The organism is Levilactobacillus yonginensis, assembly GCF_964065165.1.
Taxonomy (GTDB): domain Bacteria; phylum Bacillota; class Bacilli; order Lactobacillales; family Lactobacillaceae; genus Levilactobacillus; species Levilactobacillus yonginensis_A.
In genome coordinates this window covers 1,581,703-1,606,729 of record NZ_OZ061549.1, presented here as the reverse complement: position 1 = coordinate 1,606,729, position 25,027 = coordinate 1,581,703, and the positions used below count along the sequence as shown (strand labels likewise).

General features: G+C 48.1%; 25 protein-coding genes and 1 pseudogene. 18 read left to right on the top strand and 8 right to left on the bottom strand.

Going from position 1 to position 25,027, the window contains the following annotated elements:
- Positions 1-5: 5 nt before the first annotated feature.
- The 4 genes from AB3Y94_RS07660 to AB3Y94_RS07645 all read left to right on the top strand — a co-directional run bounded on the left by AB3Y94_RS07660 (position 6) and on the right by AB3Y94_RS07645 (position 3,913).
- Entirely contained in the window at positions 6-515 is a 510-nt protein-coding gene (locus tag AB3Y94_RS07660; RefSeq protein WP_367295701.1) for a TetR/AcrR family transcriptional regulator, read from the top strand.
- A gap of 11 nt (positions 516-526) precedes the next feature.
- On the top strand, positions 527-1,588 hold the full coding sequence (locus tag AB3Y94_RS07655) for an FtsX-like permease family protein (RefSeq protein WP_367295700.1): 1,062 nt from the start codon (positions 527-529) through the stop codon (positions 1,586-1,588).
- Positions 1,589-1,593: 5 nt separating this feature from the next.
- A complete protein-coding gene (locus tag AB3Y94_RS07650; RefSeq protein WP_367295699.1) occupies positions 1,594-2,265 on the top strand; it encodes an ABC transporter ATP-binding protein in 672 nt (223 codons plus the stop codon).
- Between the two features lie 265 nt (positions 2,266-2,530).
- Complete coding sequence (locus AB3Y94_RS07645) at positions 2,531-3,913, top strand: sugar porter family MFS transporter (protein WP_367295698.1); 1,383 nt, start codon at positions 2,531-2,533, stop codon at positions 3,911-3,913.
- Positions 3,914-4,183: 270 nt separating this feature from the next.
- Here AB3Y94_RS07645 and AB3Y94_RS07640 read toward each other — a convergent pair whose 3' ends face one another.
- Positions 4,184-5,143, bottom strand: a complete 960-nt coding sequence (locus tag AB3Y94_RS07640) for a helix-turn-helix transcriptional regulator (RefSeq protein ID WP_367295697.1) — start codon at positions 5,141-5,143, stop codon at positions 4,184-4,186.
- A gap of 80 nt (positions 5,144-5,223) precedes the next feature.
- Here AB3Y94_RS07640 and AB3Y94_RS07635 point away from each other — a divergent pair, with 80 nt between their 5' ends.
- Both AB3Y94_RS07635 and AB3Y94_RS07630 read left to right on the top strand, forming a co-directional pair.
- Positions 5,224-5,694, top strand: a complete 471-nt coding sequence (locus tag AB3Y94_RS07635) for a GyrI-like domain-containing protein (protein WP_367295696.1) — start codon at positions 5,224-5,226, stop codon at positions 5,692-5,694.
- Positions 5,695-5,712: 18 nt separating this feature from the next.
- Positions 5,713-6,345 carry a GyrI-like domain-containing protein gene (locus tag AB3Y94_RS07630; RefSeq protein ID WP_367295695.1) on the top strand — a complete coding sequence of 211 codons (633 nt, stop codon included), beginning with the start codon at positions 5,713-5,715 and terminating at the stop codon, positions 6,343-6,345.
- A gap of 135 nt (positions 6,346-6,480) precedes the next feature.
- Here the strand turns inward: AB3Y94_RS07630 and AB3Y94_RS07625 are convergent, their stop codons facing one another.
- Positions 6,481-7,653 carry an iron-containing alcohol dehydrogenase gene (locus AB3Y94_RS07625; protein ID WP_367295694.1) on the bottom strand — a complete coding sequence of 391 codons (1,173 nt, stop codon included), beginning with the start codon at positions 7,651-7,653 and terminating at the stop codon, positions 6,481-6,483.
- Positions 7,654-8,061: 408 nt separating this feature from the next.
- Between AB3Y94_RS07625 and AB3Y94_RS07620 the strand changes: the two genes are divergently transcribed.
- The 6 genes from AB3Y94_RS07620 to AB3Y94_RS07595 all read left to right on the top strand — a co-directional run bounded on the left by AB3Y94_RS07620 (position 8,062) and on the right by AB3Y94_RS07595 (position 13,133).
- Positions 8,062-8,829: a hypothetical protein gene (locus tag AB3Y94_RS07620; RefSeq protein WP_367295693.1), complete on the top strand. Its 768-nt coding sequence runs from the start codon at positions 8,062-8,064 to the stop codon at positions 8,827-8,829.
- Between the two features lie 88 nt (positions 8,830-8,917).
- The gene (locus AB3Y94_RS07615) at positions 8,918-9,895 is read left to right on the top strand and encodes a serine hydrolase (protein WP_367295692.1); all 978 of its coding nucleotides are present in this window, start codon (positions 8,918-8,920) and stop codon (positions 9,893-9,895) included.
- A gap of 110 nt (positions 9,896-10,005) precedes the next feature.
- Positions 10,006-10,983 carry a cation diffusion facilitator family transporter gene (locus tag AB3Y94_RS07610; RefSeq protein ID WP_367295691.1) on the top strand — a complete coding sequence of 326 codons (978 nt, stop codon included), beginning with the start codon at positions 10,006-10,008 and terminating at the stop codon, positions 10,981-10,983.
- A gap of 218 nt (positions 10,984-11,201) precedes the next feature.
- Positions 11,202-11,576, top strand: a complete 375-nt coding sequence (locus tag AB3Y94_RS07605; RefSeq protein WP_367295690.1) for a winged helix-turn-helix transcriptional regulator — start codon at positions 11,202-11,204, stop codon at positions 11,574-11,576.
- Positions 11,577-11,650: 74 nt separating this feature from the next.
- A complete protein-coding gene (locus AB3Y94_RS07600; RefSeq protein ID WP_367295689.1) occupies positions 11,651-11,956 on the top strand; it encodes a hypothetical protein in 306 nt (101 codons plus the stop codon).
- Positions 11,946-13,133 (top strand): NADH-dependent flavin oxidoreductase, encoded by a 1,188-nt coding sequence (locus AB3Y94_RS07595; RefSeq protein ID WP_367295688.1) that lies wholly within the window; start codon positions 11,946-11,948, stop codon positions 13,131-13,133. Before AB3Y94_RS07600 ends, AB3Y94_RS07595 begins: the two co-directional genes overlap by 11 nt.
- Positions 13,134-13,210: 77 nt before the next feature.
- On the opposite strand, the gene AB3Y94_RS07590 is transcribed toward AB3Y94_RS07595, so the two are convergent.
- From AB3Y94_RS07590 to AB3Y94_RS07575, 4 genes and pseudogenes are all read right to left on the bottom strand, one after another.
- A complete protein-coding gene (locus tag AB3Y94_RS07590; protein WP_367295687.1) occupies positions 13,211-13,903 on the bottom strand; it encodes a hypothetical protein in 693 nt (230 codons plus the stop codon).
- 71 nt (positions 13,904-13,974) lie between these two features.
- On the bottom strand, positions 13,975-14,541 hold the full coding sequence (locus AB3Y94_RS07585) for a TetR/AcrR family transcriptional regulator (RefSeq protein WP_367295686.1): 567 nt from the start codon (positions 14,539-14,541) through the stop codon (positions 13,975-13,977).
- A 153-nt stretch (positions 14,542-14,694) separates the two neighbouring features.
- Positions 14,695-15,955: pseudogene (locus AB3Y94_RS07580) on the bottom strand (MFS transporter).
- A gap of 280 nt (positions 15,956-16,235) precedes the next feature.
- A complete protein-coding gene (locus AB3Y94_RS07575) occupies positions 16,236-16,658 on the bottom strand; it encodes a MerR family transcriptional regulator (RefSeq protein ID WP_367295685.1) in 423 nt (140 codons plus the stop codon).
- Between the two features lie 187 nt (positions 16,659-16,845).
- Here AB3Y94_RS07575 and AB3Y94_RS07570 point away from each other — a divergent pair, with 187 nt between their 5' ends.
- The 6 genes from AB3Y94_RS07570 (at position 16,846) to AB3Y94_RS07545 (ending at position 21,161) form a co-directional block, all read left to right on the top strand.
- The gene (locus AB3Y94_RS07570) at positions 16,846-17,520 is read left to right on the top strand and encodes a hypothetical protein (protein ID WP_367295684.1); all 675 of its coding nucleotides are present in this window, start codon (positions 16,846-16,848) and stop codon (positions 17,518-17,520) included.
- A 250-nt stretch (positions 17,521-17,770) separates the two neighbouring features.
- Positions 17,771-18,847 carry an NCS2 family permease gene (locus tag AB3Y94_RS07565; RefSeq protein ID WP_367295683.1) on the top strand — a complete coding sequence of 359 codons (1,077 nt, stop codon included), beginning with the start codon at positions 17,771-17,773 and terminating at the stop codon, positions 18,845-18,847.
- 6 nt (positions 18,848-18,853) lie between these two features.
- Positions 18,854-19,396: a phosphoribosyltransferase family protein gene (locus tag AB3Y94_RS07560; RefSeq protein ID WP_367295682.1), complete on the top strand. Its 543-nt coding sequence runs from the start codon at positions 18,854-18,856 to the stop codon at positions 19,394-19,396.
- 222 nt (positions 19,397-19,618) lie between these two features.
- Positions 19,619-20,119, top strand: a complete 501-nt coding sequence (locus AB3Y94_RS07555) for a hypothetical protein (RefSeq protein ID WP_367295681.1) — start codon at positions 19,619-19,621, stop codon at positions 20,117-20,119.
- 22 nt (positions 20,120-20,141) lie between these two features.
- Entirely contained in the window at positions 20,142-20,648 is a 507-nt protein-coding gene (locus tag AB3Y94_RS07550; protein WP_367295680.1) for a hypothetical protein, read from the top strand.
- A gap of 15 nt (positions 20,649-20,663) precedes the next feature.
- Positions 20,664-21,161 carry a hypothetical protein gene (locus AB3Y94_RS07545; RefSeq protein ID WP_367295679.1) on the top strand — a complete coding sequence of 166 codons (498 nt, stop codon included), beginning with the start codon at positions 20,664-20,666 and terminating at the stop codon, positions 21,159-21,161.
- 736 nt (positions 21,162-21,897) lie between these two features.
- Here AB3Y94_RS07545 and AB3Y94_RS07540 read toward each other — a convergent pair.
- Both AB3Y94_RS07540 and AB3Y94_RS07535 read right to left on the bottom strand, forming a co-directional pair.
- The gene (locus AB3Y94_RS07540; protein WP_367295678.1) at positions 21,898-23,541 is read right to left on the bottom strand and encodes a peptide ABC transporter substrate-binding protein; all 1,644 of its coding nucleotides are present in this window, start codon (positions 23,539-23,541) and stop codon (positions 21,898-21,900) included.
- 614 nt (positions 23,542-24,155) lie between these two features.
- Positions 24,156-24,815, bottom strand: coding sequence for an EAL domain-containing protein (locus AB3Y94_RS07535; RefSeq protein ID WP_367295677.1), 660 nt, complete (start codon positions 24,813-24,815; stop codon positions 24,156-24,158).
- Positions 24,816-25,027 lie beyond the last annotated feature (212 nt).

The window sequence follows — 25,027 nt, the reverse complement described above, 5'->3', positions numbered from 1 at the left end:
TAACAGTGCCCTCATCGACATTTGAAAATTTATCATCAGACAAACAAAAACGAATTATGGCGGCTTTGCTAACGGAATTTTCCACTCACAGCCTAGCAGATGCGCAGGTTGCAAGAATTGTGAAGGCCGCGGGGATTGCCCGGGGCGCCTTCTATAAATATTTTGATGACCTGACGGATGCCTATCAAACCTTGTACCGACAAGCAATGCAGGAAATTCATCGTGATTTCAGTTCTCAGGGAACGGCGCAATTTTCTGCAGAGTCGTACTATCAAGCGGTGTCAGCGTTTGTGGATCACTTTAGTGGCAGTCAGTACGATCAACTGGTTAGACGACACTATGGAGAAAATGAAAGTCTTTTGCCGGAGACACCGATCTCAGTCGACTTACCAGTGGTGGATTGGGCGGCAATGACGCTAAGTCACGCAACGATTAAAGAAATCATGCTGGCTCCCGCTAACCGGGATGCCGCGCTGGACCGATTTCGCCAAGCTTTGCAACATTTAGAAGAGTAGGAGGGACGCCTGTGTTTTTAGCACTAAGAGAGATTCGTCACGAGAAGCTGCGGTACGGCTTAATCGTTGGCATGATCGTTCTAGTCACGTACCTGGTATTTGTACTGAGCGGTCTGGCCTATGGCCTTGCCCAGCAAAATACGCAAGCGCTAGATACCTGGAATGCGAGCAAGATTGCACTCAACAGTGATGCCAACGATAGCTTGTCGCAGTCATTGATCACGAAACAGACGACCGATAAGTTGAGCCTGACCAAGCATGAAGCCTACGTTGGTCAAGCGGGGGTGGTGGCCAAGGCTAAGGGACAGGCCAAATTATCGGCTCAGTTCCTGGGGATTCAAGACAATCAGTTTATCTACCATAGATTAACGACGGTTGCTGGTCATAAGCCGACCACCAATCATCAGATTTTAGTGGATGATAGTTTTAAGGATAATGGTTATCGGTTGGGTGATAAGGTAACTCTGAATTCACTGACTGGGAAGTATCAGATTGTCGGCTTTACCCACAATGCCAAGCTCAGCGTGGCCCCCGTCGTATACGGAACGTTGCCAACTTGGCGGGCGTTGAGCCATGTGATGCCCGCGTACCAAGCCGGGGGAATTGTTTCTGACCGATCGACCTTTAAGGGGGCCGACGGTAGTTTACGGACACTGAGTCTCAGCCAATTCATCAATAAATTACCCGGTTACTCTGCTCAAAATATGACGTTTAGCTTCATGATCGGTTTTCTCATGATTATTGCCATGGTGGTGATTGCCGTCTTCCTCTACATCTTAACCATGCAGAAACTGCCGAACTATGCGGTACTGCGGGCACAGGGGATTCCAGCGAAGGTGCTGGTCACCACGACGCTCACTCAGGCCTTGTTGCTAGTTGTGGGTGGTTTGCTGATTGGGGCCGGGTTAACCGCTTTGACCGTATCAGTCTTGCCGTTCGGCGTACCATTGGCCTTTAACGTGCCACTGTTAGCGGGAGTGACTGGTGGCATCCTGTTGACTGGGGTGATTGGCGCTTTGATTCCCGTCCGAATTATTTTGCACGTTGACCCTGTCAGCGTGATTGGAGGTTAAGAATGATGCCAACGTTAACTTTGAAAAATGTGAATAAAACCTTTGGTCACGGTACCAACGAGGTTCAGGTCCTGACTGACGTTAACTTTGAAGCCGTTGCTGGCGAAGTTAGCTTGGTGATTGGGCCGTCAGGTTCCGGTAAGAGCACTTTTTTGACGATTGCCGGGGGGATTCAGACGCCTACGTCGGGGGAAGTATTGGTTGAAGACCGGTCATTTCTAGCCTTGTCGGGGAAGGCGCGGGACGCTTTTCGTCTAAATCAGATTGGCTTTATTCTACAGGCCTACAATTTGGTACCATATCTGACGGTTGCAGATCAATTTAGGCTGGTTGACCGGGTTAAAAAACAGGGTAACCTGTCAGCGGCAAAGCTCGCAACCCTGTTGGAACAATTGGGGATTGCAGAATTGACCCAACAGTATCCCGGGGAACTTTCTGGTGGTCAAACTCAGCGGGTGGCGATTGCGCGGGCGCTGTACCAGAATCCTGAAATTATTCTGGCTGACGAACCAACGGCTGCTCTGGATAGCGACCGGGTTAAGGTCGTAGGGGGTCTATTACACGATTTGGCCAAACAGCATCACAAGGCCATCGTCGTGGTGACTCATGATTTGCGGTTGCAGGAGTTTGCGGACAAAACGTATACCATTATGGATGGCCGTATGACGTTGTCTTAAAAAAATAAAAAAACTTTTAATCGATCGTGCTAGTTTTCTTAGAAAACTAGGGATAATTGGTCTAGTTTTCTGAAAAAGGGTTGCCAGTGGCGGTGGCCCTTTTTCATGTTTTCAGGGCCTTGAATTGGTATAGACTGATTGTTTGGAATAACCGAAACTAGCCAACCATAATGCTCAGTCCGTCACGAAAGAAAGCGTTTACAAGGAAACGTGTAAGCGCTATAGTGTATTTGCTGATTATTTATGAAGGGTGAGGACGATTAACATGAATCGACATTTAAGTACTTTTTTCATATTCACATTCGGAGCGTTAGGTGGCCTACTATTCGGGTTTGATACCGGGATTATTTCGGGGGCTTCACCATTAATCGAACATAACTTTAGTTTAAACATTGCCCAGACGGGATTCATTACCTCGTCCGTCCTGATTGGGTCTTCAGTTGGGGCACTGGGAGTGGGACCATTGGCTGACCGGTATGGCCGGAAGCGTCTGTTGATTTTAGCAGCTATCATGTTTTTGCTGGGGTCATCACTGTCCATGGTCGCCGTTGGGTTCTGGTCCATGGTCATTGCCCGGATTATCTTGGGCTTAGCCGTTGGGTCTGCGTCAGCTTTAACGCCAGCCTACTTGGCTGAATTGGCTCCCGCAGAACGTCGGGGTTCACTGGGGACGTTATTCCAACTGATGATCACCTTAGGGATTCTGTTGGCTTACGTTTCTAACCTGGGCTTCTTGCACCATAACCTGCTGGGTGTCCGGGACTGGCGGTGGATGTTGGGGTCAGCTTTGATTCCAGCCGCACTGCTGTTGATCGGTGGCCTGTTATTACCTGAATCACCACGGTTCTTGGCTGAACAGGGTAAAAATGATGAAGCCTTAAGTGTTTTAAAAATGTTACGTAAAAGTAGTGGTGACGATCCTAAGAAGGAATTGGCTGACATCCAAGTCGTTGCCAACCAACCTAAGGGTGGCCTGAAGGAACTCTTCACAGTTGCTCGGCCGGCCGTTATCGTTGCCGTCGGTATTATGTTGCTCCAACAGTTAGTTGGGATTAATTCCGTGATTTACTTCTTACCACAAGTGTTCATCAAGGGATTCGGCTTTCCTGAAGGCAGTGCCATCTGGATTTCGGTTGGGATTGGGATCGTGAACTTTGTCGTGACCGTCTTGGCAACATTTATTATGGATAAATTCAATCGGAAGACCTTCCTGATGTTTGGGTCAATCGTCATGGCAGTTTCACTGAGTGTACTTGCGGTGATGAACTTCACCATGGATGTTCAAACCGCAGCCGTACCAACCATGATTTTGATTGCGATTTACATCTTTGGGTTCGCCATTTCTTGGGGACCAATTGCCTGGGTTACCATTGGTGAAATTTTCCCATTGAGTGTGCGGGGAATCGGTTCTTCCATTGGGTCCGCTGCCAACTGGATTGGGAACTTCTTAGTTTCACAATTCTTCCTGGTTATGCTGGCATACTTCCATAACAATGTTGGGGGCCCATTCGCTGTCTTTGCCGTCTTTGCAGTTCTTTCTATGTTCTTCGTCCACTACTTGGTTCCTGAAACACGGGGCAAGTCACTGGAAGAAATCGAAATGGAATTACGTCATAAAGATAAGCAGGCTGAAATGTCAGATAAATAAATCAGAAGAGAGTGAGACAAAAGGCGGTTAGTCAATGAGCATTAACGTCGATAGACGAACAATCCCGGTCCTGGATTGTTTGTTTATCGGGGTTAAGCGGAGCTGACTGCCTTTTGGCGCACGTTTCGACCATGTATGTTCGGAGCGCAAAAAAGGGTTCAGGACTTTTGTCCTGGACCCTTTTTTGGCCGGTATGCGACACAGTGTCTGAGTGGTTACTGAAGGTAACGCATTATTGAAACAAAACTCTCTAATTCAGGTTAAATACTGCTAGTCCAACTGAGCTAGTTGCGTGGTGAGTTCCTGACGGAGGGCTTGCTTAACGACCGTTGGCGCCGTTGTTAGCTGGGCCTCGTGCCCCAGATAGAGGCACCACCGGGCGAAGTCACTTAGCTGCTGTGGCTGAGTAATATCCACGGTGCATTCGAGCTTGGCTGTCTGTTGAAAAGGATCCAGAAACTGCAGTGCTGCGGTAGGATGCGGGTGTTGGCGGAACTGTTGAATAGCCGTGGCGCGTAAAGATAAGGTAACGTTGGGCTTAGGACGGGCAGCCTTGATGGCGGCTGCAATCACTTGGGGATCCAACGTTTGAGCCTGGGTAACGGGTGTAATGTGCTGAATGGCTGTCACGGCGATTTCTCGAAAGTGTTGTGTCGTCAGGTCCCAGGCATCGACGTACCAAGCATCCTGACGACTGTATACGTGGCGCACCCAGATCGTGCAAGTGGTATCTGTCAGTTGGAACTGTAATTGTCGGTTGGTTAGGCACGCGTTGAGTAAGGTCTTAAGCATGGCTGGCGCAAAGTCGGTGAGCTCGGTCAGTTTGGTGTTGGCTGGATTAGTGTGACTAAAGATTAGAAGCTCTTGCAGCGTCAGGAGGTCATCTTGCTGGGCTTGGGAGGCAATTGCAACGAGCTTTTCGGTCAGCGTATTCCGGTTCTGCAGGTAGGGTAACTGGGTGTTCAGGGTCGCCAGAAAGCTCACAAACAGGGCCTTGAGTTCCTCACTGTTGAATTGAACAGCTGGAAGCAGTTGATTCTTCATGACTGCGTAACCGCCATCGCGGCCGACATTTGCTGTCAAGGGCATGCCGAGTTCCTGGATGTTATTTAGGTCACGGATTACCGTACTGCGCGAGACGTGAAAGTGGGTCATCAGTTCACGAATCGTAAAGAATTGGCGGTTATTGATATAACGCATCATTGTATTGACCCGAGCCGTTTTATTCATGAATTTCCTCCTAATGGTGTCAGTTTTTGAAACTATTAATTTGTATACTGAGTCTATCATCTTAAGGAGGCCACGACAATATGGCAAATTACACGATTGAAACGAAACCAGCATTCACGGTTTTAGGGTTAGACACGGTCTTAACGGGCGGGTTCCCAGAAATGGGCCAACAGAAGCAGGACTTCTGGCAAAAAGTTACCGCCGACCACGCGCTGGACCAGCTGCCTGGTATCAATGACTATCTATTCGCTGTCAACGAAGCTATTAATGGTGAGTTTCACTACTATGCCGGTCGACAGGTTGCTGCTGACACGCAGGCGGCGGCTGGGCAACGGCTGATTGAATTTCCTGCCGGGAAATACCTGGTGATCACCGGTACGGCAGCGGATCAAGTGGGTCTTTACAATTCCCTGGAAGGCCCCGCCTTCGGTGAAATTCTGCCACAGTTGGCTGATTACGCCTACGTAGGTGGCCCTAACACGTCTTACATGACTGGAACGGATGCCAATGGTGTTCACGGTGAGATGTTGGTTCCTTTAGTCGAGAAGTAGGTTAGGGAGGCTGAACCGATGAAACACGAATGGCGTAAGGCTGAAAAAGCTTGGTATCTGCCGAAAGAACCGCAAGTATTGACGTTACCCAAGCTGAATTTCATTACGATTACGGGAGTGGGAGATCCGAATCAACCGGCCTTTGGTGAGCACGTGGCGGCGCTCTATCCCGTTGCGTATGATTTGCGGATGGCACTGAAGCGCGGCGAGTTGGGCGAGCCTTACGCGTATACCGTCTATCCGTTAGAGGGGGTGTGGTCCACTAGTGATGGCTCACGGGGAACCACTCTCAACAAGGCAGCACTGACGTATAAAATTATGCTGCGTCAACCCGACCGCCTGACTGCGGATGATTTTGCTCAAGCGCTCGCTCGGGTTCGACAGAAGAAAGACAATCCTTGGCTGTCGCAGGTGAAGTGGGAAACGTACGCGGAAGGGTTGGTCCTACAGACCATTCATCACGGTCCGTTTGATGATGAACCTGCAACCTTTGCGAAGTTACAGGCGGTTTTAAGGGAACGCGACTATCGTGTTATCCCCACGATGGGAGATTATTGGCACCGAGAAATCTATCTCACCGATGCACGGCGCACGGCACCGGAAAAAGCGAAAACGGTGTTGCGATACCGCATCGAACAGGGCACGAAGTAGTGATTGGTTAGTCAATTACGATACTGAAAAAGCCACCCAGCCGGGTGGCTTTTTCAGTAATACCAATCGTTTCAACTAGGGTAGCGGTGCAGTGGTTGACTGTTAAAGCTATCTAGGTTACTCGGTTAGCAAAAATCATTCAGCGTCGTAAGCAGCTTGGAAGATCTTAACAATGTCTTCTTTCGTTCCCTTACGAGGGTTAGAGAAGGCGTTACCGTCTTTCAAAGCGTTTTCGGCCATCAGTTCGAAGTCTTCAGGCTTAGCACCGATTTCCTTGATAGACTTAGGAATACCAACGTCTTGTGACATTTGCTTCATGGCTTTGATAGCTAATTCAGCAGCATCGCGGGTTGATAAGCCGTCCGTGTTTTCACCCATGATCTTAGCTAATTCGGCAAAGCGTTCTGGGCAAGCAATGATGTTGTATTCTTCTACGTATGGCAGAAGTAGGGCACAGCAGACACCATGAGGAGCGTCGTATTGGCCACCGAGTTGGTGAGCCATGGCGTGAACGTAACCCAAGTTGGCGTTGTTGAAGGCCATTCCGGCTAACATTTCAGCTTCGACCATCTTGGTCCGGGCATCCAGGTTGTGACCGTTAGCAACGGCTTCACGTAAGGAAGTTTCAATTAACTTGATAGCTTCGATACATTGTGAGTCGGTGATGGGGTTGTGGTCCACAGAAACGTAGGGTTCGATGGATTGAACAAAGGCGTCCATCCCAGTAGCGGCAGTTAAGCCCTTAGGAACGTCCAGCATCAAGGTTGGGTCGTTGAAGGAAACCAACGGAATGTTCCGCCATGAAACAACCACGAACTTCAAGTGAGTTTCTTCGTTCGTGATAACGGCGTGACGGGTCAGTTCTGAACCGGTCCCGGCAGTCGTGTTCACGGCGATCAGTGGTGGTAGAGCCTTGTCGAGCGTTTCGATCCCAGCTAACTTGGTGATGTCATCACCGTTAGTTAAGATGATCCCGGCACCTTTACCAGTATCATGGGCAGAGCCTCCACCAACGGTAATGATGGCGTCCGCACCGGATTCTTCATAAAGTTTTTTAACTTCTTTAATGTTACGGATCTTAGGGTTTGGTTCAACGTTGTTGTAAACAACGTAGTCAATACCGGCGGCCTTTAATGAGGCCAACGTTTGTTGAACGGCACCGCCTTCAAGACCTTCAAGGAACTTATCAGTAACGATGACGGGCTTCTTCATGCCAAGAGTCTTTGCACGATCACCAATCTTGTTAATAACGCCAGGGCCAAAAAAGTTGACACTGGGCATCAGAAAATCATAACTACGTTCAGCCATAAAGCAAATGCCTTCTTTCAGAAGTTTTGAAAACCATTAGTATCAATTTCACAATGTAATTATAGCCGAAATACTTACAGTTGACAACCGCTTTACTAAAAAGATTGTTAATTTATTTACAAATCGTTTCTAGCCTTGCTATTAAGGCTTTTCAGTTAACGGCTGAAATTAAACCGTTTGATTTCAAGTTAACCGTCCTGACTATGAAAATTATGATGTATTTCACGAGCAGGCACGAATTAGCGCTTAAATACACCCTTTTAGGGCCGGCATCTAATGAAAAGAAAAATATTAATCGTATGATTTATATTTCGCGTTAGCCATTGTAGTTATTGATTAGATAGCTTAAAATTAACTTATTGGCACATCATTTATACATAGAAAAGTTTTATGCGGAGGTAAGACAACATGAAAGTGAGAAAACACTGGCTCATTGCAATTGTGGCACTGTTGGCCGTTGGTGGTTTAGCTGGATGTTCATCTGGCGTGAATGATCAAGCTAAGAATGCTGATCAGGCGAGTTCAAGTAATTCATCCAATGCCAAGACGGCGAAGGATGAGTCCATTTTGAAGGAAGCTCAAGAATTAAACGCGGATGGTAAATACAAGAAGTCCAACCAAAAGTTAAGTACCATTGATCTAGCTGACTTAAACAAGAAAGGCTTTGGTACGCTGAAGACGGAATTCTTCAACCTGCAGAAGAGTAACGATAAATTCCTGTTGAAGAAGAGCCAGTCCGGTAGTAAGACCGCTGCTACGAACAATGGCGGGTCAACGACGTCCAATACTGCGCCAACGACCAACAATAGCTTCAATAGCTATGGGAAGTTCACTGGGGATTACTACTTTTACAACGATGATGATGGCGACCGGCAACAATCCAGTCTGACCATTAATTCTGACGGCACTGTGATCCAAAACAATAATGACGGGTCCGCATTCCACGGGTCCGCCACGGTGAAGAGTTCTGGTGAGACAGGCGTTCTGTCCTATGATGTGACGTCAGACACTAACGATACCAAGAGTATCAATGCAAACGTTGAAGTTGATGTCGTTTGGAGTAACGGTGAACACGAAACCTACTATGGCTACATGTCATATGACGGTGATTCCGTGCTGACCGATGGTAAGAGCTACGATGGCGACCTGGTCAACGAAGTTTGGGTTCACTATTAAAGATTAATAATTAAACGATACACGGGGGACTCTCTAATAATTGAGAACTTACCCGTGTATTTTTTAATCAAATTGAAGGGAGTCCCATATGAAGAAATGGGTTTTAATGAGTCTGAGCGCATTGGCCGTTGTTGCCTTAATAAGTGGTTGTCAGAAAAAGACGAGCAATAGCGACAAGGAGTCAGTGGATCAGGCGACTCGGTCAAGCACGAAGGCTCAGTCATCTCGCAAACAAACGGGTAGTTCTGTCGGTAAACAGCGGGCGACACCAGTTAAAACCAAACAGTCATCGCCGTTTAAGCAAATCGTGGCACAAACCATGGGCCGCTTAAAGGGACAGAATGCCGTCTACGTTCAACCGGTTGGGAGCGCAGCCTATCAGTGGCACGTTAAGTCACAGAAGGCTGCAAGTGATATCAAGCTGTTTATCTTAGCTACCGTATATCAACAGGTTCAGACGGGGAAATTTAATTTAACGGCCACGTACACGTTAAAGGATAGTGACAAGGTCGGGGGAACTGGGAGCCTGCAGGGGATGGCGGCCGGAACCAGGTTGACGAACCAAGAACTCTTGAAATATATGATGACGGTGAGTGATAATACGGCCACCAACGTGGTGATTCGTAAGGTAGGTGGCTTTGACGCCGTCAATCAAGAGATTAAACGTCTGGGAGCCACTCAGACAGTTCTCCAACGGAAGATGATGGATCAAAAGTCGTTAGCAGCGGGTAAAGATAATATGACCTCGGCCCGTGACTTGGGGCAATTATTAGTGAAATTGTGGCAGCACCAGTTGGTTTCAAAGTCGGCTGATACGGCGATGTTGAAGTTGATGGCGGCCAATACTAATCACAGTAAGCTTCCCAAGCTGCTTCCGAGTGATCGACAGATTTATAACAAGACTGGTGAGTTTGACACTTACGGGGTTGAAAACGATGCAGCAATCTTTGTGAAGGGCAAACGGGCCGTTATTGTGGTAGCCCTGTCACAGGGTGGCACGTTGGCCGAACAGGTTGCGGCCATGAACCAGTTGGGCAAACAGGTCGATGCAGTGGTCTTTAAGTAAGTGACTTAGATAATTCGAAAGATTCACCACGGTTAGCTGCAGAAGCCGCTATAATGGGAGTTAGTTAGGGTAAATTAGCACTTAATTTTAATGGGTAGGAAGGGATACAGATGAAAGACATTAAGGCCCATCGTCAGGCTGAACAGGTGGTGTGGGCTAAGCGTCAGCAACAGGAATTAAAGAAGCTTCGCGGAGCTCAGTGCCACTTGTATTTAAACGTTGGGGCCTACCTACTGATTTCTGTGATTGAGTTTTATCTAGCAATCATTGGCCATTCGCAAACCTTGCGAGCAGATGCTTTCAACAATCTGTCTGGTATTATTTCGACGGTCCTCCTGTTGGTTGGAATCTACATTGCCCGGGATATCCACGATGATGATTTGATGGGCCAACCGTTGCCTGAAGAAGACGGCAATGGTAGCCAGCGCCTACAACTGACCCGGTTTCATTACGAAACGGTCTTCACGATGATTACCGGGATCGTTATGATTGCCATTGCGGCTAGCGTTATCTATGGTGGCGTTCGGGGGTTGATGAACCCAGCGACTCAGGAAGTCCCGCAGGCGATTACCCTAGTGGGTGCTGGAATTGCGACCGTAATTATGGTTGGTGTTTGGTGGTTAAACAAGCGGGCTGGTCGGAAATTACAAAACGCTGCGTTGACTGCGGCTGCCCAGGATAGTTTAAGTGATGCGGTCACCAGTTTAGGAACGATGCTAGCCATCGGCGGTGCCTTATGGTTTAAGGTTAGCTGGCTAGATGGCGTGGCCAGCATTTTAGTGGGGATCTATATTCTAATGGCTGGTGTGCGGATTTTTCGGGAAAGCAGTTTGAACTTAGCAGATTACTTTGATCCAGAAGTAGAGGATAAGTTTCGTCAAGCTGTTAATGAGTTTGAGGCAGTTCAGGAGGTTGCGGAACTCAAGGCCCACTACAACGGGAACGTGGTTACGCTGAATTTGGTGATTGTCGTGGATCCTCACATGGAGGTCCGAGATAGTTATCAACTGGGCGAAGAAATTGAGGCACGGATGCGCTGCCAATTTGGAATTGTTGATACCGACGTCATGACGATTCCTGGCAGCTAGTTGGTAAAGTTTTTGAATGAAAAGAGGAGACTCAGACGGCTGTCTGGTCCTCTTTTTTGTTATCAATCAGTTATTAATAATTTAAGGCTGATAATTGAACTGCCAGGTTGTAGCTGACCAATGGCGGTTTCGCTGAATGATATGGTTACCAAAAAGTACCTACTGTTCAAAACGATGAGTATCGATTAGAATGGGTGAAAAGATAAGGGGGTCTTCTCGTGAAGAAGTCGTATAATAACGGGGTTGAAGCAACGTTGGGCGTAATCAGTGGTAAGTGGAAACCCCAACTGCTCTGCCACTTAGGCAATCGGCCCCAACGGACTTGTGATCTTCGCCAGAAGTTACCGGCTATTTCACAGAAGGTCTTGACCCAACAGTTGCGGGAGCTGGAGCAGGATGGTATCATTACCCGTCAGATTTCTGGTGACCGGGCACCGTTTAAAGTGACGTATGCCCTGACTGAGCTGGGCCATTCACTGGGAGAAATTTTGGTACAGATGTCGTTGTGGGGTGAGCAGCGAGCGAATCAAGTCCCCGACATGGAAATCACTCACGACCACGAAGGTTTCAACCAACTTTTACAAAATTCTTGAGGAGGCACTTTAAAGTGCCTTCTTTTTTAATGGCTGGGTAACGGTTATGCTAGATTCTGTTGAGGAGGTGGCAAATGAAATCGACTATAACGGGGCTTAACGTGATGCGAGCTACGGTGACTCAGCCCGCCCAATGGCACCTGTTGCTGGTACTTGCAATGGGACCGCGGACGTCATTGGCGTTGTGGCAAGAAGTTCCGTGGCAACGAAAATGGCAGTATTTTAGTGCGTTGGTTCGACTTCAACGCCACCAACTCGTGATGTTTCACATGAAACAACGCTGTTGGACGTTGACCGCTACCGGTGAGACGCTGCGGCCCGTCCTAAGTGCCATTCAAAAATGTTCAGAAGTGAAGGGAGAAAGTTCAAATGACGTATAACTTTATGCAACCGTACAGGTTTGCCAATGGTTTAACCTTAAAGAACCGCATGGTCATGTCACCCACGACCACGATGTCTAGTTTTTACAATGGCCGGGTCACGAACGATGAGATTGCCTTTTACGGGGCCCGTTCCGGCGGTCTTGGTCTGATTATCGGTGAAGTGGCTAATGTGATTGCCAGCGGTAAAGGGTTTGAAGGGGAACTGTCGATTGCTGATGATGGTGATATTGCTGGCTTGAGCGAGTTAGCCCACGCCATGAAACGCAATGGTACCAAGGCAATTCTGCAGATATTCCATGCGGGTCGAAAGTCGAACGACAGTATTTTGCGGGGTGAACAGCCCGTTAGCGCCAGTGCCATCGCTGCGGCCTATCCTGCCGACTCTCAGGAACCCCGGGCACTGACCGCCAATGAAGTCGATGAGATCATTGCGGCTTTTGGTGCGGCAACTCGTCGGGCCATCGCTGCTGGTTTTGATGGTGTAGAGCTCCATGGGGCCAACACTTACCTGTTACAGCAGTTCTTTTCTCCTAACTCTAATCAGCGGACAGACCAGTGGGGTGGTGACCGCGAGGCTCGGATGAGTTTTGCTAAGGCCGTCATTGCCAGTGCACATGCTGCTATTGCGGAAAATGCTGACCGACCATTTTTGCTGGGTTACCGCTTTTCTCCGGAAGAGATTGAAACCCCGGGGATTCGTTTGGCGGATAGCTTGGCCTTCGTGGATATGTTAGCGGAAACGACTATCGACTACGTTCACGTGTCAATGGGGTCAGCTCAGCGGACGTCTTTGAATGACAAGACAGACCACGACCCAATTCTGACGAAGGTGGTCCAGCAATTGGCTGGTCGTAAGCCGCTGATTGGTGTGGGTTCAGTTGAAACACCAGTTGATGCGGACGCCGTCTTGGCCATGGGCACCGATTTGGTTGCCATGGGTCGTGAGATGATTCGTGAACCAGAGTGGGTAGAAAAGGTGGCAGTCGGCGACGAAGCTAGCATTCGTTATCAGTTAGCACCGAGTGAGATGACGGCGCTTAAGATTCCGCGTGCCATGCAGGATTATCTAAAGGGTGCTTTCTACTCAGTCATGCATTTTACGGATGACCCCGCTACGGTTGAGGACTACCAGAATCAGGCAGCACCCATGGAAGGGTTTGAAAAGAAGCTGTAGGTTGGTATAAAATCATTGCTAAAATTAGGTAGTGTGGGCGTCTAGGACGAGAATTCCTAGACGCTTTTTTTGGTCGATTAGTCCGTTATCTGGACTTGCCCAGAGCCACTTGAAATCGTCAGTGGGTGCGTACCGGGCAGGCTGGCCTGTTGGTGATTGCCAGCTCGTTTATGCCCGTTTAATTTAAATTGACCAGTCTTAACACTGACCTGTAGACCGGCCGTTTTCAAATGGGTCAACGTGGTGGCCCCGTTTTGCTTGCGGAGGTGGCCGCCCGCAGTGACGGTGAGGTGGTTCGCGTTGGTCGTGCCATTTGTGTGATCGATGGCCAGTCGCTGAGTAGTTAGATCATTGAGCTGTAGGGTGCCGTTAAATTGGTGGATAGTCACGTCAGTAAATGCCGCAGGTTCAGCAACGGTGAGGGTGATGATGGCCGACTTACCCAACTCAACGTGATGATTGTTAGCGGCATTTTGCAGCAACGTCAGTTGGTTACCCTTGATGGTCACGTCAAATTGATTGGGCGTGACGTGATTTAGGGTTAGTTGGTTAACTTGGCCGCGTTTGATGATGACCTTAGCGGTGTGAACGGCGATATTCACGTTCTTGGGCGAGTTTGTTAACGAGCGTCGTTGGGTCTTGAGTGGTGTGATGGTCAGGGAGTTGACGTTAATTCTTTGATGCTGGGTTGTGGCCCAGATGATGGTGCCGCCTAAGACAATGGCGAGAACGATGAACATAACTAAGATACTAAGTAATAATTTTTTCATGAGCTGCTCCTTGGTGAATGAATATAAAGTAAATTCATTCATTTTTGATTTAAAAAAATAACCGTTGGGGGTTATTTTAAAATGACTGACAAGATACCATCAATTAAGTCGTTTAGTAGTTGATAATAGTCATCTGTTTGAATTTCACTTTGATGGAAGTCCACGACGGTCAACGTGTTAAACAGACTGATGATTCGATCCTTGGTAAGACCATCCTTAATTAAGCCCCGTTCTAGCCAGCGATCAATCAGTCGCATCAGTGTGGCGTAGACTAGGCTTTCCTCAACGGCATTTTGATTGGTTTGTGCAATCAGCGCGTTGAGCTTGGCGTTGTTAAACCACTCCTGGAGAATCTGGTTACCGTCTGAGAGTTGGAAAATTTGTTGAACGACAGTGTGGACCAAGTCGGCTGGTTGCGCGTCCAGGTCGATTCGACTCATAATTTTAGCTTTGATTTGTTCATTCTCATGATTATAAACTTGGACAAAAATGTCGGCCTTGGAGTCGTAAAAGTTATAAAAGGTGCCGACCGCGACATTAGCTAGCTGGGCAATGTCAGCAATACTGGTATGTTTGAAACCTTGTGAGATAAACAGGTCATGGGCCGCCATGAATAGGCGCTGCTGTTTTGGTTCCACTACCAGAAACCTCCTTTTCTTTTCGAATGAATATTATCTCAATTCATTCATTTTGTCAATTCATTCGTTGCTCGCTTCGATTATTTAGGGTAAGCGCACAAAAAGGGTTTGGGACTTTTCTCCCAAACCCTTTCTAAAATCCGAATGCCCTAGTTAGTGAGTGGTGTTGGTTAGCTGAGTGGCCTGTAGCTGAGCATCGTAGCGCCGAACCGTTGGCATTATTAGCATTGCGAGACCACAGAGCAGGGAGCCCACACCGCCGATAGTGAACAACTTTTCAACACCGATGACGTCGGCCAAGGGTCCCGCAAAGATGAGTCCCAGGGGGCCAGCAATACTGGTGATTGAATTCATTACTCCCAGGACGCGTCCTAAATGTTCCGGAAGAAAACTTTGCTGAATCATGGCCATCATTAGGGTACTGAAGAATGGTGTGGCTATTCCGGCCAAGGCGTTGAGAATGACGAACCAAATAAAACCGTGTTGGGTGCCTGGCAGAAAGCCACTAGCCCCAAATGTCAGTCCCATGGCCAACATTGACCAGAGAATGGGCTTCATCCGATTACGCCAATTGCCGAATAAGGCCAATGATCGTCCCACCGGCTAGCATCCCGACCGAGTACACGACCTCAATCAAACCAGCTTGCCCTACTGTACCGTGGAAGTAGCCCATGGTCATCAGTGGATACAGGCTGGCGGCGGGCATAAACATCAAGGTGAAGACGGCGCCAATCAGCGTGAAGGCCCACAGTCCGGATGTATTTCTGAGCTTATCCAGACCAAATTTTGCGTCGGTCAGAAGGTGGACCGGGTCATCAATTACTGGATGTTCGGGAATGCTGACAAAGAGTAACAGGCCAATTCCAATGGCAGCGCCGATCACATCGAGTAGAATCAAAAAGTTAATGGGCACAATGGCAAAGAGAAAGGCGCCCAACGCCGGGGCAATGATCATGTTGGCGGATTGAACCATTCCCAGCTGGCCGTTGATCTTCGTCAACTCTTCGGTTGGCACCATGGTTGGTAAAATCGACTGAATGGTTGGCATTTGAAAGGTCTGAGCGATGGCCCGTACGAGTAAGGAAATAAAAATTAGCCAGAGCGGGAAGGTATCCTGAAGCGTGCCCACGACCGAAAGAATAATCGCAAAAACTGCAGCAATAATATCGGGGACAATCAACAAACCTTTTTTATTGAGACGGTCGACGAAGGGGCCAACGAACGGACTGAGTAAGGCCATTGGCAACATGCCAAGCAGCGTGGCCAGGCTGAGGACAGTCGCTGAACCTGTCTGTTTGGTGAGGTACCAGATAATAGCGTATTGAACGACCATACTAGTAATGCCAGACAAGAACTGACTGGTTAAAAATAAATAAATATTGCGCCGCCAATGCGGCAACAGTGAAGTCTCCAAGGTCAGGCCTCCCTTATAAAAATAAACTTAATACCCACACAGGCTTATTATATTAACAAATTAGTAAAGGGGGTGCAAGAGAAATGAATTGTAAAAAATAGCCCGACCGTGGCCGTTAGTTGTCGACTATTCGACTAGCCAACCAAAGCGAATTTAGGATGGGAATACTCGCATTACTAGCCAGATTGATACCAAAAAAGTCACCAATAACGTTGAGGTTATGGGTGACTTTCATTGGGGTTGATTCTAGTTGCTTGATGTTAGTAAAAATCGATAGATCTTAGGAAGAGTGGTTTAATGTTTGATTGCGAATATTAGATGGAACAAAAGAGTCTGATTCGTGATTCTCAACGATAGCAGCGTAGTGGTCAACCTTGTAGTTGATGGTTTCCAGGTGCTTCTTGAGTTCATCAATCTCAGTTAAGGTGCGTTCTTGCTGTGCCTTGACCATTTCGTAGCGCTCGGCAACGGTGGCTTCACCTTCCTGGACGAGGTCCAAGTAGTGTTGGATACGTTCCACTGGCATCCCGGTCTTGCGGAAGCAAACAATGATGTTCAGCCATTCAAGGTCAACGTCATTGAAGATCCGGTTGTTGTTTTCGTCACGTTGTACGTAAGGTAACATGCCGTGATCGTGGTAATAACGGATACTATAAGTAGAAATTCCCATCTTTTGGGCGACTTCATGGATAGTGTAAGACATCAGGTCTCCTCCTAAACGGTTAGTGTTCGACTAACTCTAAGTAATACCAATCATCTTACGCGTTCATGAATTAAACTGCAATAATTTATACTTTTAAATGTTAAAATAGCGGGATTATGTAGATAAATTGGTTGCCTTCTACCCGCCCTAATGCGGTACACTCAATGAAGAAATGGGGGCGAGCGGTGTGAAACAGTATAACGTACAGGTACATGGTGCAGACTTTGTGCCAGAGTTGCGATGGTCATCGGAGTCAACTGATAGTGTGCGGGCCTTAGTGGCAAATGATCAGCGAGATTTGCTGGTGTTGGATGACGATGAGGACCTGATGGAAATTGTGCCACAGGCAACTTTGGAAGCTGTAATCCAAAGACTGGAACGAACGCCGTTTGACCGCCTCCTTTCCCAAATGACACTAGCAAATGAAGGACCGGGGGATGCTCTGACGCAGGCAAGCTGGTACTTGTTACTGGATGTTGCGGCGTTGAGTCACGCGGACCTTGTGAGCACGGCAGCCGCGTTGATTGGACTAACGGTTGCCCCGGATTCCCTCGATGCGTTGGCGGTAGCTCAGCAAGCTTTCTGTTGGTTATGGCAAACTAAGTTGACCGCACATCAGTTGCTTCAACCGCAAGGAATGCTAGTTCTCCGGCGTCTGCTGCGACAGTTACGAGAACCAATAGCTGTGGCTAAATTTCAAGAACCAGAGAGTTGTGGGCAACGTAGCCGTCGTCTGGTTCATGAAGTCTTGGCGTTGAACCACCAACAAGTGAGTGCTTTGCGCCTACCAGCCTCCTGGCAACTTATTCGTTTGGCGGTTATCGAACGGCAACGTTTAGCAACCACAACTAATCAGGATTGAATTTATGATGTCACCCGACCAATGTTGGGTGACATTTTTTTGTGACTAAATTATATACGAATTTAATTAAGAATTTCATATAAATAGTTCGTAAATATAAGTGAAATAGATAGACAGCCACCCGTAAATCACGTATTATTAGCAATAAATACGAATTTAGCAGTTGCCAGCCTCTGAAGATAGTCGGAGGCTGGCTGAGGTTATGGACATAGTAACTGGCACAGCAGTGGACACATAGGGGGGAACGGATATGCATTGGTTAGCTGATCTGTTAGCAGCCATCGGTGTTGTTTTAAACGGTATTCCACAGGGAATCATGGCCATGTCGTTGGGATTTGCCATTTTTCCGACCATGTTTTCTTTTATTTTTGCTTCCGCGGTCAACGGGGCTTTCGGCGCCGTGGCACCGCTGTCGTTTCAGGCGGAGTCGTTAGCACTGACTGGTAAATTGGGTCGAAACCTACGTGAGCGAACGTCCATTATTTTGGGTGGCTCAATCATCATGTTACTGATTGGGGTCACGGGAACGCTGACTAAGATTGTTGCGGTCTTGGGGAATAATATTATGGCAGGAATGATGGCCGGTGTCGGTATCATGCTCGCCAAGATTGCGTTGGGTATGGCAAAGGATGAACGATTGACTGGCTGGTTATCAGTTGGTCTGGCCGCTATCACTTACCTGGTAACCAAGGACCTGGTATGGACCATCGTGATTTCCGTCGTCGGTTCCAGTTTGGCGGCGGTATTTATCGAGCATTACCGCGCTGATTTGCCGGAGCATGTGACAGCACGGCGTTTCATTTTCACGAAGCCAACCATCAGTTTGCGGGTCGTTCGGGGAGCATTGAGTCTGGCTTGTCTGAACATTGGGGCTAACATTTCGTACGGCCTGATTACCGGTCAAATGACGGGGCAGAAACCCAATCCGGTCGACCTGAACTTGTTAACGGGAACGCAGGCGTTGGCGGATATGGGAACCAGTCTATTAGGTGGGGCACCGGTGGAGGCGATTATCTCCGCGACGGCCAGTGCGCCGGAACCAGTCGTTGCCGGAATCATGATGATGTTGATCATGGCGGCTATTTTAGCGGTTGGCTGGTTACCCAAGTTAGGGAAATACGTGCCAAGTGCGTCCATTGCGGGGTTCCTGTTTATTTTGGGCACCGTTGTGATTTTTCCGGAGAATGCGACCGCGGCTCTGCATGGTGCGGACGGGACTGTCGCAGCCATCACCCTCGTAGTGACGGCAGTGGCTGATCCGTTTGCTGGTTTGTTGTCGGGAGCCGCGTTGAAGCTTATTCTGCCACTCATCGGACTGGGGGTCTAGGAGCGTATGGAAACGTATGAACTAAAAGTGGGGCCGTTAACGCGACAGTTACCGATTGTTCCAATCAGTGACAAAGTGGCTATTGCCTCGTTTGTGTTGTTGGGTGACGCTGAACTGACGGACTATGCTGCTCGGGCTTTGGCTGAGCAGGTGCCAGCTGACTTTGATTATTTGGTTACAATGGAAAGTAAGGGAATCCCACTGGCTCAGGAACTGAGTCGGGTGACGAAACACCCGCAGTTCATTGTTTTGCGGAAGTCAGAGAAGGATTATATGCGAGCGCCATTGAAGGTACCGGTGACGGCCATTACGACCAGTGCGCCCCAAGAATTGGTATTAGACGGGGTCGATGCTGACCGTTTGATCAATCAACGCGTCGTGATTGTCGACGATGTTATCAGCAGTGGGGGTTCCTTAGCCGCCGCACAGGCCCTAATTGAAAAGGCTGGGGCCACGGTGGTTGGACAGGTAGCAGTGCTGGCCGAAGGGGCTGCGGCCGACCGTACTGACATCCAGTATTTAGCAAAACTACCATTATTTCCTTTATAGAAAATGAGTATGCCAGCGTTGTGGATGAGTCATTCACAGCGCTTTTTTGTGCCTACTTTGGACAGACTGAAGGAGTTGAGAAACACCGAATTTACAACTATATTCGCATCAAGACAGACTTTATCCTTGGAAAACAAAAACGCCTTGTCTTATTAACAATGTTGAACTATATTTAATTTAGTTAGTTTAATCAACAATTGTTTCGGAAAGCAGGGGAAGCGGATGAACGTTAAGAGATTGCTGTTTGGTTTGGCAGGCGTCGTTTTAAGCGGCGTATTGTTAACAGTTCCGGCTCAGGCTGATACGCTACCAACGCAGTATCAGGGGACTTGGTACGGCTATATTAGTTCGGAAAAGAGTCACCACGTTCGGCGGTATTACTTCAATCAGGTGACGATTAAGTCCAATCACATTAGTTACGACTATCAAAACACGACTAACCCTCGGTTTAAGAATTTAAAGTGGACCTGGGGAGCTTCAGCGAAGGTATCATACCGCGCCAAGACTGATCGGAAAGGTCGTCAGACTTATCGGATCTTCACCACGCGTACCGATGAGGATGCGCTGGGGAAGATTCGTTTGGGTAGCGTTAAGGGTGTGGGTAGTACCCGGACGGCGCTTATCTTGAACGTGGGGTACGAGAACCTCTACCTCTTTCGTCAGCCGATCCGTAGTCACGCCTGGGGTGAAGAGTACGAAGATTCGTTTGATATTTATGAGTGATACGGAGAGGGTGTGAGTGGGGATGAGACAAGTGAAACGACATATTTTAGTGGTCCTGGTCAGTCTGGGACTCACGTTATTGGCCGGTGGGGTCACTGCTCAGGCGAAGAGTCAGTTACCTAAGCGTTATCAGGGAACTTGGTACGGGTACGTGTGTTCAGAAAAGGTGGATCACGTGCGGACGTACAACGTGGTCAAGGTAGGCTTTACCCGTAATCGATTCGACTACGCATACTTGAAAACGACCCACAGTGACCTCAGTCAACTGGACTGGCAGTGGGAAGAACACACGCTGACAAGTTATGGCAAAAAGGTCAACAAACACCATCAAACGTACTACACTATTTCCACGGCGGGATTCGCTGACGACATCAATCACATGCGATTGGTCACGGTTAAGGTCAATGGTCAACGGCTGCGGGCACTGAAGCTGACGGCACAACCAGATAACCTCTATGCCTTCCGGAAGCCGTTACGGACGCACGCTTGGGGTTGGGATTTTGAAGATTTTGCGCCAACGGATGTCTAGGGAGGATACCTAATCATGAAAAAATTGATGCTCTTAGGGTTAGCTGTATTTGGACTAGCCTCGGCCAGTAGCGTACCAGCACAGGCGGCTAGCCAATCGACAAAGTTACCGGTAAGTTATCAGGGTGTGTGGTACGGGTACGTTGGTAGGACGAAACAACATGGTAAAACTTACTATGAAGTCGATAAGATGACGATTACCAATATTCGGCTCACGGTTGCCGATATGTTTTCGTCGAACCAGAATTTAACTCACCAGAAGTGGCAATACAGTTTGGTTCTGCCACTAGCTATCACGAAGAAGGTTAACCAAAAGGGTCATGAGCGCTACGTTTTACGGGCCAATGCGGTTAAGTTTGCCGGTTCAGCTTTGCCAACGTTGCGGCAGAAACAGGTCAAGGTCAATGGTAAAAAGACGACAGCGCTCTGGCTTCGGGCAGAGGGGGACAACACCTATGCCTTTAGACGACCGCTACGCACCCATTCATGGGGACCAGATAACTACTTTAATTAGGGGGCGAATGTGAGATCAAAACAGGACTTAAAGGGGTAATCTTAGGGATTGTCAGCGTCGGTTTATTTCTAGTTGGGACCACGACCCCCGTTCAGGCCGGCCAGCAAAAAGGGTCAAACTGCCTAGTAACCTCAAGGGAAGTTAGTACGGTTATTTAGGAAAAGACGAGAATGATTGGCGTTATTACGGCGTGGTCAAATTATCCTTGACCAAGAATTTTACGCTGCGGACTTATACGAGTAAGAAAAAACCACTCAAGCCACTTCGGTGGGCAATAACTACCTACGCCTACTGTTGTTGAGTTAGCGTAACCTAGCTTTCGCAAACGAACCAGTTATAACGTCTATAACCTGCTGATCCGTGTAAGATTGTTGATCTATCGTAGCCGGAGGTTGCCAGGGCGGGGGCCGGCCGTGTCGGTGTTATCTGACCGGTTTTTTGGTCAGATAACACGGGACGAGCTTGGAGACCCGCAGGGGTTTTAGCGGGGCTTCAAGTCGAGCCGGAAGCCCGTACTTTGGCTGCAGGCGGTCCCCACAGCAGGCCCCTGCCCTGGCAACCGGAGGCGGCCATTCACCAACTTTCCCTTCGATTTTTAAACCAATACAAACTAAAAAAACAGGTTCCAACTACGCGCACTTCAAACGCTAGTTGGAACCTGTTTCTTCTATATTAATACGTTTATACAAGAGGGGGAGTTAGGGACTGAGTCGAATCGTTTGGTAGCGGTCGGCGATTACTTGGCGATGTAGGTCGTCTTGAAATCGTAAGGGACACCGGCACCGTTGTACACAATGCTCTTGACGCTGCTGCGTAACAGTTGTGATTTAGCAGCTTGGTACAGTGGAATCGTTCCTTGGTCGTTGATCAGCACCTTTTCAGCCTTGACCAACTTGTTCCAACGCGTTGTTGGCTTGTTGCCGTCTTGGTTTTCGGCTTCATCGAGGAGTTTATCAAATTGGGTATTCTTCCAACCAGTTGTGTTGTAGCTGGAGTTGGCTTCGAAGACGTCCAAGAAGTTGATTGGGTCGGCGAAAACGGATTGCCAGCCGGCTAAGGTCAGTTCGTAGTTTCCGTTGTTTTGTTGGGTAATCAATTGCACGTAAGGGACGGTCTTGATGGTGACTTTAACGTTTGGTAACTTTTCGAGGGAACTTTGAACGAATTCAGCGGTTTGCTTGCTGGTATCGGTGTCGGAAACGGACAGGGTCACGTCAAGCTTCTTATCACCGGTTTGTTTCAAGCCTTTGGCTAACAGGCTCTTAGCTTGCTTCAAGTTGTAGGAAACGCCAGATTTCACGTAGGCTTCCTTGTTGAAAGCCTCACCAGTCTTAGGATTGTTGCCCATGCCAGCTGGAACGAAGCCCTTGGAGGCAATGGAGCCATCTTGTAGAACGTCATTGACCAATTGGTTCCGGTCAATGGCTAAGGAGAGAGCCTTGCGGACATTGGTGTTCTTGAAGGCAGCTACTTTCTTTTGGTTTAGATCCAACCGTTGGGAACCAGTAGGGAGGCGTTTAACGAAATCCTTACTGTTCTTGTTGTTCTTGATCTGTTGACCACTTAGGAGCGTTTCATCGGTCTTCTTGGCATTGTACAGGTTGTAACTGGTCGTGGTGGATTCGGTCACTTGCTCGTTGATCTTATCCAAGTGAACGGCTTGTTTGTCCCAGTAGGTCTTGTTCTTAGCTAATGTCCAGGACTTACCAGTTCCGTTCCACTCGGTCAAACGGAATGGGCCGTTGTAGACTGTGGTAGCGGAGCTGGTCCCGTACTTCTTGCCGAACTTGTTGACGGCATTTTCATTCAACGGGTAGAAGAGCGGCCAAGCCAGTAGTTTTTTGAAGTAGGAAACGGGTTTGGTCAGTTGTACGGTCAGCTTGTATTTGCCATCGGCCTTGATACCTAAAGCACTGAGCGACTTCTTTCCCTTGTTGACGGCTTCAGCATTCTTGACTTGGTAGAGGTAGAAAGCGTCTTGTGAAGCGGTCTTGGGGTCCAGTGTCCGTTGCCAGGAATAAACGAAATCCTTGGCGGTCACGGTGTCACCGTTGGACCACTTGGCACCCTTGCGTAGGTTGAAAGTGTAGGTCTTGCCGCCGTTGGTGACCTTGGTGCTTGTGGCCAGGGCATTGGCGGGAACGCCTTTACTGTTCAAGCGGTAGAGACCTTCCTGCGTGTTTTGCAAGACCGTGAAACTTAGGGTATCGGTAGCTTGGGCCAGGTCGGAGGAGGCGAGTTCGGAAGACTCCGTCCAGTTCAACTCCTGCTTGGCGGCATACTTGCCGGTGGAACTACTACTGCTAGACTGACTCCCACAACCAGCTAACGTTAAGCCAATAACTGCTGCAACTGCTAAAACTGTTCCCTTTTTCTTCATCCCAAAACATCTCCTAAAATAAAAATCGTCTTTATGTAATCTCTACATAAGGACGATTTCACTCGCGGTGCCACCTTGTTTTATGGGGGACTCGCGCCCACCATCTCCGTAACTTCTGTTGCCAAAAGTCGGAAGCGGTAACGGGCTTCATGTCGAACAACCGGCTTGCACCAGCTGTTAGCTACCAGGCTCATCTTCGCTGCTCAGTTGTAAGCCACCTTTTCAGCTACCGGTGGTCTCTAGACTTAGCGTGAACAGCTACTCTTCCTGGTGATGCGTTCGTGTATTTCTAATATGCCTCTAATAATAACGAGGGGCTTGTGCTTTGTCAACAGTTGAATTGAAATTCATTAAAATCCGGTATTACAGGATTTATAAAGGGTCTATAGAAGGGATTGGGGTGAAGTGGTTGGGAAATTATTTTATAGACTCATGGAATACTCATAATTTATGTAAAAAATGACTATTAGGATAATTACTTAATAGACGATGGCATTTTGCAGTTTAACAAGTCCTGGATGAAGAGGTTGTTTGAGAAACTAGGCATAAAAATAGAGACCTATCTGCATCTAAATAGATGTCAGAATAAGTCTCCATGGTGATTCTAGGATGAATTACCCAGCGCAGTAAGGCACCGGTTTACTATAAAAGTACCCTTGGGTCATCTGGGCATTGTAGTGCTGGGCTAGGGCGACGTCGTCCTCGTTTTCAACGCCCTCGACGGTCAGTTTTAGCTGATACATGTCGGCAATCTTACGCCAAGCGTTCAAGCTATCCATGAGTTCCGCCTGTCGGTGTTGCAACCGAAAGTTTTGCATGGCGAACTTGATACTGTCCATAAACGGCAGTGCCGCTTGAACCGCTGCACACCACGGATTGTCAGTACCCACGTCATCTAGACTCAATTGAATGTGGAAGACCCGGTACAGGGGCACGTACCGGTGTAGCTCTGCCAATGATGGCGTCTCCGTTAGTTCAACGGTCAGGTGGAGCTGCTTAATTGATTTTTTAAGATGGATCATGTGCCCAATAGTCTGGGGATCCATAAATTGTTTGCGATTTAGGTTAAATGAAATCTCAGGGTTGTCGTGATGGTCCTTCAGGATGTTCGTAATCTCCTGATAGGACAAGGAGACCTGCTGGTCCATCGGTAGGGCCGTAAAATCAGTTGGCGTGACCCAGTAGTCGTGGCAGTACGAACGTAATAACAGTTCGTAGCCCGCTAATTTTTGTGTGACCGCGTTAATTTGCGGTTGAACGAAGAATCGATACATTTAGAATAAAACCCTCTTTCCCGTTGCACTCTAAGGCTAAACGGTAAAACTCAGTATACAACATCGCCAAATTTATTTACAGCCCAAATGGTATAAGTCGTCCCTTATTTTGTCCGTCAATTTCTCCGAACTGTCCCGTTAAATAACCAAACGTGAGTTTTTTCACTGGTTAGACCAGCACTTACATAAGTTACATTACTTACAAAACTTTC